Here is a 7,284-nt window from a genome sequence, read left to right as displayed (position 1 = left end):
ACGCCGCCTCCTTCCACATCGTCATGAGGAAGAACGCCGGCCCGGTTGTCAGGGCGGTGGCGCAGGCGCTGCTCGGCAGCGTCGGCGACAGCTTGCAGGCAAGCGCCGGGGGCAGCTGACGATCAGGCCTCGCGACCAAACCGCGACGCCTCGTGACGCGCGCCCCAGGCCGGCATGGCGGCCTCGATCTCGGCTTCCGACTTGAAGGCGTTGGAGGCGTAGCGATCGACACGGAACCGCTCGACGGAAACGAACGGGGTCTGCCCGAGAACCAGTTCGCAAGAGAGCCGGCCAAGACCCGGTCCATGGGTGACGCCGCTCTCATTGTCGCCACCGACGACCACGATATTGTCGCTGCCGGGGACTTTGCCGACGATAAGGTTGTTGTCGGGCGTGTAGCACGGCACGCCTTGCGCCCAGCTCGCGATCGTCGAACCGCGCAGCGGCGGGAACACCGTCTGCAACTCGGCAAGCTCCTGCTCGGAGGTTTCCTGCATCAGCCCGATATTGTGCGGCTGGCCGGGTTCGATTTCGCTGTCGTTCGTCTTGTAGAGAGGTTTGTAGTGCCGGCCGGTTCCCCACATGACGGCGCCGAATGTCTCGCGCAGCCACAGCCGCAATTCGCGGCATTGGACGGTGGGAATGGTCGATGGCAGCCCACGGTCGTCGGTGACTATGCGCGTTGCAACGACGCGCAGCAGCGGCAACTGCCAGCCAAGGCCTGACAGGACCTGGTTGTTCCAGGCGCCGGCGGCAACAATCACGCCATCAGCCTCAAGGCCGCCCTGGTCGGTCTCGATCGTCACCCGGTCGCCGGCATCATGGACGGCAGTCACGCGTGTGTTGCTGCGGAAGACGCCGCCGAGCTCGCTGATCTGGCCGGTCAGCACCCCCATCGCCAGCTTGGTGTCGAGCTGGATGCCGTGCGGATTGTAGGCCGCCGAATGGACCCGGGCCGGATCGATGAGGCCCTGCATCTTCTGCCCGATCTGCACGGCATCCAGGTCCTGCATTTCCGGCGGCGCATAGGGAGAATCCAGCACCGGGCGGACGAAGCGTTCGCGCCCGTCCTCGGTCAGCGCCATGATCAAGGTGCCGTTCGGCCGATAACCAATCTCGGCGCCGACCTCGTGCAGCCTGCGATAGAAATCGAGGCCATATTGCTGCAGCTGAAAGCCCTCTTCACCGAGCGGGATCATGCCGGCGGACCAATGGGAGACGAAGCCAGCACCGGCGCTTGTGGTTGCGGCACCCGGCTGGCCGGCATCGATGACCGTCACCCGGCGCACGCCGGACCGCAGCAGATGGAAAGCCGCGCTGCAGCCGATGATGCCGCCGCCAATCACCGCGATATGCCTGCTATCGCTGCCGCCATGGCTTCCGTTTGAACTCATCTTTGTTCTCCCTTTTGCCGATGTTCCGGTCGGAGCGACATACAGCGACGGCGACCATACAGGCTCGTCCCGGCCTGTCTAGACACATGTGTCTGTGGCCTGATACTTGATGCGCACTGCATCTGGATCACACGTCCGGAACGCCGCTTGATCCGGCTTTCCGTTGTGTTGTGTCGCCGAGAGAGCGAGGAAAAAGTGAGCGTTTCGACAGCCGCCCAGGCCATTTTCGACAGTGAAATCATATGGGACGCGCATTCCGGCTTCATGCCGGACCCGGCGGCGGACCTGAACAATCTGCAGATCTGGCGCGACGCCGGCATCAACTATCTGTCGATCGATGTCGGCTTCGACCTGTTGCCCTGGGAGCAGACCGTGCGGACGCTCGCAAATTTCCGCCACTGGATCCTTGCCAATCCCGAGCACTACACGCTGGTCTCCTCCGTCGCGGAAATCCGCAAGGCCAAGCTTGAAGGCAAACTGGCGATCACCTTCGACATCGAGGGCATGAACGCGCTCGACGGCCGCATCGAGATGGTCGAGTTCTATCACCATCTGGGCGTCCGCCAGATCCTGTTTGCGTACAACAGGAACAATCTGGCCGGCGGCGGTTGCCACGATGTCGAGACCAGCCTGACGGCGTTCGGCCGCGAGGTCATCGACGAGATGAACCGTCTCGGCATGTTCGTCGACGTCACCCATACCGGCTATCGCACCTCGATGGAGGTGATGGAATACTCCAACCGGCCGGTCATCTTCTCGCACTCCAACGCCAAGGCCTTGTGCGGCCATGGCCGCAATATCACCGACGAGCAGATCAAAGCCTGCGCGCGCACCGGCGGCATCGTCGCGATCGTCGGGCTCAATCGTTTCCTGGGAGAGGGACGCACGGACTCGGACAGGCTGGCTGACCACATCGAATATCTCGTCGACCTGGCTGGCCCAAATCATGTCGGCATCGGACTGGACTACGCCTTTCCGGTTGATGTCAAAGGCATCGACCGCATCATTTCCGACAATCCGCAATTCTGGCCCAAGAGCGAATATCCGGAGGGGGCGACGACCTACGCGGCTCCAGGTCAGATGCGCGAACTGACCGAGGTTCTTCTGCGCCGCGGCCAGTCCGAGCAGACCGTGCGCGATGTCCTGGGCGGCAATTTCATGCGCCTGGCGGCTGAAATCTGGAAGTGAGCGGCGGCCGAGAGGCCTATCTCCGCTACAGCTCTTGATCCAGGCCCCACCGAATGGCGGGCCAGGCCATATCGTCTGCGCGATCACATTCCGCCCGCGACTTGCCCAAGTCGACGCGCCGGCGGCGGTCGGAACAGATGTCGAGATTTTCCGCAAGATCGTCCGTATCCAAGATTCGGACGTGCCGGCAAAATTTTCGCTAGACATAGATGTCTATTATTAGCAGTTTTAGCGGACCGACACATTCGGCCCGGCTTGGAGAATGGCCTGCGGCCTGAAAACAAGACAACGAAAACAGCTGAGGGGTAGAGCATGTCCATTCTAGCCGACACCAGGGTTTCGCGCCGCAGCCTGCTCGCCGGAGCCGGCGCTTTCGGCCTTGCCTCAATGGTCAATCCAAAAGTTTCCTGGTCGAGCGACGGGCCGATCCTCAAGGTGCGATCCTACGCCGACATCCAGACGCTCGACCCTTGCTTCCGGCTGGCGGCGCCTGAAGGCGACATCACCAGCGTCATCTTCGCCGGCCTCGTCGTCACCACGCCTGGCGACAGCTGGGGCTGGCGGCCGATGGCGGCGGAAACGATCAAGCAGCTCGATCCGCTGACCGTCGCCTTCCAGCTGCGCGACAATATCGGCTTCACCGATGGCTACGGCCAGATGACGGCCGAAGACGTGAAGTTTTCGATCGAACGCATCGCCGACCCAGCCAACAAGAGCCCCTATTCCGGCGACTGGGCAACGCTCAAGGAAGTCGAGGTCAAGGACAAGCTGTCGGGGCTAATCCACCTGAAACAAGCCTTCGCGCCGCTGTGGACGTCGACCTTGCCGACGCCGTCCGGCACCATCCTGTCAAAGCGCGCCATCACCGAGCTCGGTGGCAAGATGGGCGTCAAGCCAGTGGCTCAGTCAGGCCCCTACATCCTGAAGGAATGGCTGCCCAAGCAGCGCACGGTGCTGGTCCGCAATCCCGACTGGAAGTACGAGCAAGGTGCCTTCGCGGAAATCCACATTCATCCGATCGAGGACGAGAAGACCGCCGAACTCGGCTATGAGGCCGGCGACCTCGACTACACCTGGACCGCGGTCTCCTCGATCTCGCGCCTGAAGCAGACGCCGCCGCCGAAGACGACCGTGGTGGAGAAGCCTTCGCTGGCCTTTGTCTGGCTCGGCATGAACCAGGATGTCGCTCCCTTCAACAATCCCAACATGCGCCGCGCGGTTCAGTACGCCGTGGACCGCAAGGCGGTGGTCGATGCTGCCTATTTCGGCGCCGCCGCAACCGCCACCGGCATCATCGCGCCCGGCCTGCCCGGCCATCGCGAGAAGAACCTTTTCGATTTCGACCCGGACCGCGCCCGCGACATGATCACCAAGGAAGGATTGGCCGGCACGACGATCACGCTCGACATCCTCAACAAGACCGAGCGGCTGACCGCGGCGCAGGTCGTGCAGTCGAACCTGCAGGATGTCGGCCTCAATGTGGAGATCAAGCAGAACGACAGCGGCACCTTCTGGACGCTTGGCGCCAAGGAAGGCGACTACTGGAAGAAGCTGCAGATGATCATCAGCCGCTTCTCCATGCAGCCGGATCCGAGCTGGGCGACTGCCTGGTTCACCCGCGACCAGATCGGCGTCTGGAACTGGGAGCGGTTTTCCAGCGAGGAATTCGACAAGCTCAATGCCGAAGGCATGGTCGAGCTCGACCCGGCGAAACGTGATGTCATCTACAAGAAGCTGCAGGACCTGATGGAGGAGAACGGCAACTACGTTTTCCTGACGCATGAGGTCACCGGCATCATGAATCGAGACACGCTTGTGGCCGGCCTGAAGCCGAACGGCGAACCCGTGTTCACCGACTTCAAACCGGCATGATGTCGGCGGGCGGGGCTCGCCCCCACCAAAGACCGTCCGACAGGTACCGAAAATGATCCGCTACGCCCTCAAGCGTCTGTGGCTTGGCGCCATCATCATCAGCGTCGCTATGATGATGATGTTCGCCATGGTCTACCTCATTCCCGGCGACCCGGCCTCCGTCGCGCTGGGGCCACGCGCGACGCCGGAGATGATGGAGGCGCTGCGCGTACGCATGGGCCTCGACCAGCCGGTGTGGCGGCAGTTCCTGCACTTCTACGGATCGGTCCTGCGCGGTGACCTGGGCACCGAGGTTCTGTCGAACCGGCCGGTGCTGGACGTGGTGATCGAGCAGCTTCCGTTCACGCTGGCGCTGGTGGTCGGCGGCATCACCTGGTCGGTGGCGCTTGGCATCCCGCTTGGCTGTATCGCCGCGGTGCGCCGAGGCGGCTTTGTCGATCAGGTGATCGGGGTTCTTTCGGTGGCGATGATCGCGGTGCCGTCCTTCGTCGTCGCCATCTATTCGCTGCTGGTGTTCGCGGTCGCACTGCAATGGCTGCCGGCGATCGGCGCCGGCGAACCGGGCGACCTCACCAGCCGGCTTCAGCACCTCATCCTGCCATCGCTGGCGGTCGGGCTTGGCTGGATCGGCTACATCTCGCGCATGGTGCGCGCCTCGATGCTGGAGACGCTGGAGGCCAGCCATATCCGCACGGCGCGCGCCTTCGGCCTGACAGAGCACCGGATCGTCTACACCTACGCGCTGCGCATTGCCGTGCTGCCAACGATCACCCTGCTCGGCGTCGGTATCGGCCACATGCTGTCGTCTTCCGTTTTCGCCGAAATCGTCTTCGCCCGCCCCGGCATCGGCAAGCTGGTCTATGAGGCGATCTCGGTGCGCAACTACCCCATCGTCTCCGGAGCCGTGCTGGTCACCACGGTCTTCTTCGTCCTCGTCAACGTAGCGGCCGACATTCTGGTCGGTGTATTGGATCCCCGTGTCAGATCAAGTTTCAACTGAGCTGTCTTCCGGCGGCAGCCGGTTGTCCGGATTGTGGCGCACCGTGCGCGGCATCATGCGCGAGCCGCTCGGCGCCGTCGGCCTGACGCTGGTGACGCTGGTGGTGCTGTCGGCGGTGTTTGCCAGCGCGCTGACCAGCTATGCGCCGAGCAAGATATCGCCGGCCGAACGCTTCGCTTCGCCGAGCCTGCTGCATCTGCTCGGCACCGACCACCTCGGCCGTGATCTTCTGACCCGGGTGCTCTATGGCGGGCGCGTCGCGCTCTTGATCGCGCTGGGCGCGACAGCGGTGTCGCTGGTCGTCGGCGTGGTGCTCGGGCTGATCGCCGGCTATGGGCCGCGCTGGCTCGACAATGTGCTGCTGCTGATCTTCGACGCCGTGAAGAGCTTTCCCACCGTCATGCTGGCGCTGACGCTGGTCACCCTGTTCGGCCCCTCGCTCTATGCGGTGGTGCTGGTGGTGATGCTGGTCAATGTGCCGGGCTATGCCCGCATCATCAGGACGCAGACGCTGGTGCTGAAGTCGGCCGAACATGTCATGGCGGCGCGCTCGATGGGCGCCAGTGCCGGCCGTATCCTGCGCGTCCATATCCTGCCCAACATCATCGGCCCGATCCTGATCCTGATATCGATGGACATTCCCGTGGTGGTGGCGATCGAGGCCGGCATGAGCTTCCTCGGGCTCGGCGTGCGGCCGCCAACGCCGAGCTGGGGCGCGATCCTCAATGACGGCTTTGCCAACATCCGCGATTCCTACTGGATCGTGATTGCCGGCGGCCTGCCGATCGTGCTGACCACACTCGGCTTCACCTTCTTCGGCGAGACGCTGCGCGACCTCTTCGATCCCCGGCTGAAGGGGCGGTCATGACGGTTCTCGCGATCAAGGATCTGAGCGTCGCCTTCCACACCGAGAGTGGGCGACTGGAGGCGCTGAAGCAGGTGAGTTTTTCCGTGCCGGCCAACCGCAGCGTTGGCGTGGTCGGCGAATCCGGCTGCGGGAAGTCGACGCTCATCAACGCCATTCTCGGCCTGCTCGCCGACAATGGCGAGATATTATCGGGCGAGATCATCTTCGAGGGTGACAAAGACCTCGCCCGGCTTGACCCCACGGCGATGCGCGGCTTGCGCGGCCAAAGGATAGCTACCGTTTTCCAGGACCCGATGGGTGCGCTCAACCCGGTGCTGTCGGTGGGGCGGCAGATGCGCGACATCCAGTATCGCTCGGGTCTGTCGAAGCGGGACAAGGATGCGCGCTCGGTCGCCATGCTGCGCAAGGTTCGCATTCCCGATCCGGAAAGCCGGCTGACGCAGTTTCCGCACGAATTCTCCGGCGGCATGAAGCAGCGCATCGCCATCGCCATGGCGCTGATGATGGAGCCGGCGCTGCTGATCGCCGACGAGCCGACCACGGCGCTCGATGCGACGCTGGAGGTGGCCACCATCGAACTGCTCAAGGATCTGCAGCGCGACATCGGCTGCTCGGTGCTGTTCATCTCGCATCATCTGGGCGTGATCGCCGAACTCTGCGACGAGATGATCGTGATGTATGCCGGCGAGTTGGTGGAAAGCGGCACGACCCGCGAGATCTTCCACGACGCCCGCCATCCCTACACGCAGAAGCTGCTGGCCTGCGATCCCGCCCGGCTGTCGCAGCGTGTGCCCCGGCTGCCGACGATTGCCGGGACCTTGCCGGACCTGCGCCGCCGACCAAGCGGCTGCGTCTTCCAGCCGCGCTGCGATCGCGCCGACGCCCAATGCCTGACGACGCCTCCCAGCGCCCCTGTCGGCGGATCTCATATCGCCCATTGCTGGCACGCGGACGTTCCACTG

At 63.7% G+C, this 7,284-nt stretch carries 6 protein-coding genes; 5 read left to right on the top strand and 1 reads right to left on the bottom strand.

Translation table 11 applies throughout. The annotated features are described in order from the left end of the window. Positions 1 to 122: 122 nt before the first annotated feature. Positions 123 to 1,394, bottom strand: coding sequence for an FAD-binding oxidoreductase (locus tag EN949_RS30915; RefSeq protein WP_063171566.1), 1,272 nt, complete (start codon positions 1,392 to 1,394; stop codon positions 123 to 125). Between the two features lie 195 nt (positions 1,395 to 1,589). Here EN949_RS30915 and EN949_RS30910 point away from each other — a divergent pair, with 195 nt between their 5' ends. The 5 genes from EN949_RS30910 to EN949_RS30890 all read left to right on the top strand — a co-directional run. Continuing rightward, a complete protein-coding gene (locus EN949_RS30910; RefSeq protein WP_127366797.1) occupies positions 1,590 to 2,582 on the top strand; it encodes a membrane dipeptidase in 993 nt (330 codons plus the stop codon). Positions 2,583 to 2,894: 312 nt separating this feature from the next. After that, positions 2,895 to 4,454 (top strand): ABC transporter substrate-binding protein, encoded by a 1,560-nt coding sequence (locus EN949_RS30905; RefSeq protein WP_024502512.1) that lies wholly within the window; start codon positions 2,895 to 2,897, stop codon positions 4,452 to 4,454. Positions 4,455 to 4,506: 52 nt separating this feature from the next. Further along, a complete protein-coding gene (locus tag EN949_RS30900) occupies positions 4,507 to 5,454 on the top strand; it encodes an ABC transporter permease (protein ID WP_127366796.1) in 948 nt (315 codons plus the stop codon). A gap of 22 nt (positions 5,455 to 5,476) precedes the next feature. Continuing rightward, the gene (locus EN949_RS30895; RefSeq protein WP_082826413.1) at positions 5,477 to 6,322 is read left to right on the top strand and encodes an ABC transporter permease; all 846 of its coding nucleotides are present in this window, start codon (positions 5,477 to 5,479) and stop codon (positions 6,320 to 6,322) included. Further along, positions 6,319 to 7,284 (top strand): ABC transporter ATP-binding protein (locus EN949_RS30890; protein ID WP_164782592.1); only part of this gene is annotated, 966 nt, incomplete at its 3' end. The genes EN949_RS30895 and EN949_RS30890, both read left to right, overlap by 4 nt.

It is taken from the genome of Mesorhizobium sp. M7A.F.Ca.US.007.01.2.1 (genome assembly GCF_003998165.1).
In the GTDB taxonomy this organism is placed as follows: Bacteria; Pseudomonadota; Alphaproteobacteria; order Rhizobiales; family Rhizobiaceae; genus Mesorhizobium; species Mesorhizobium ciceri.
The sequence above is the reverse complement of the archived record's forward strand: the minus strand, read 5'-3'. Positions and strand labels throughout refer to the sequence as shown.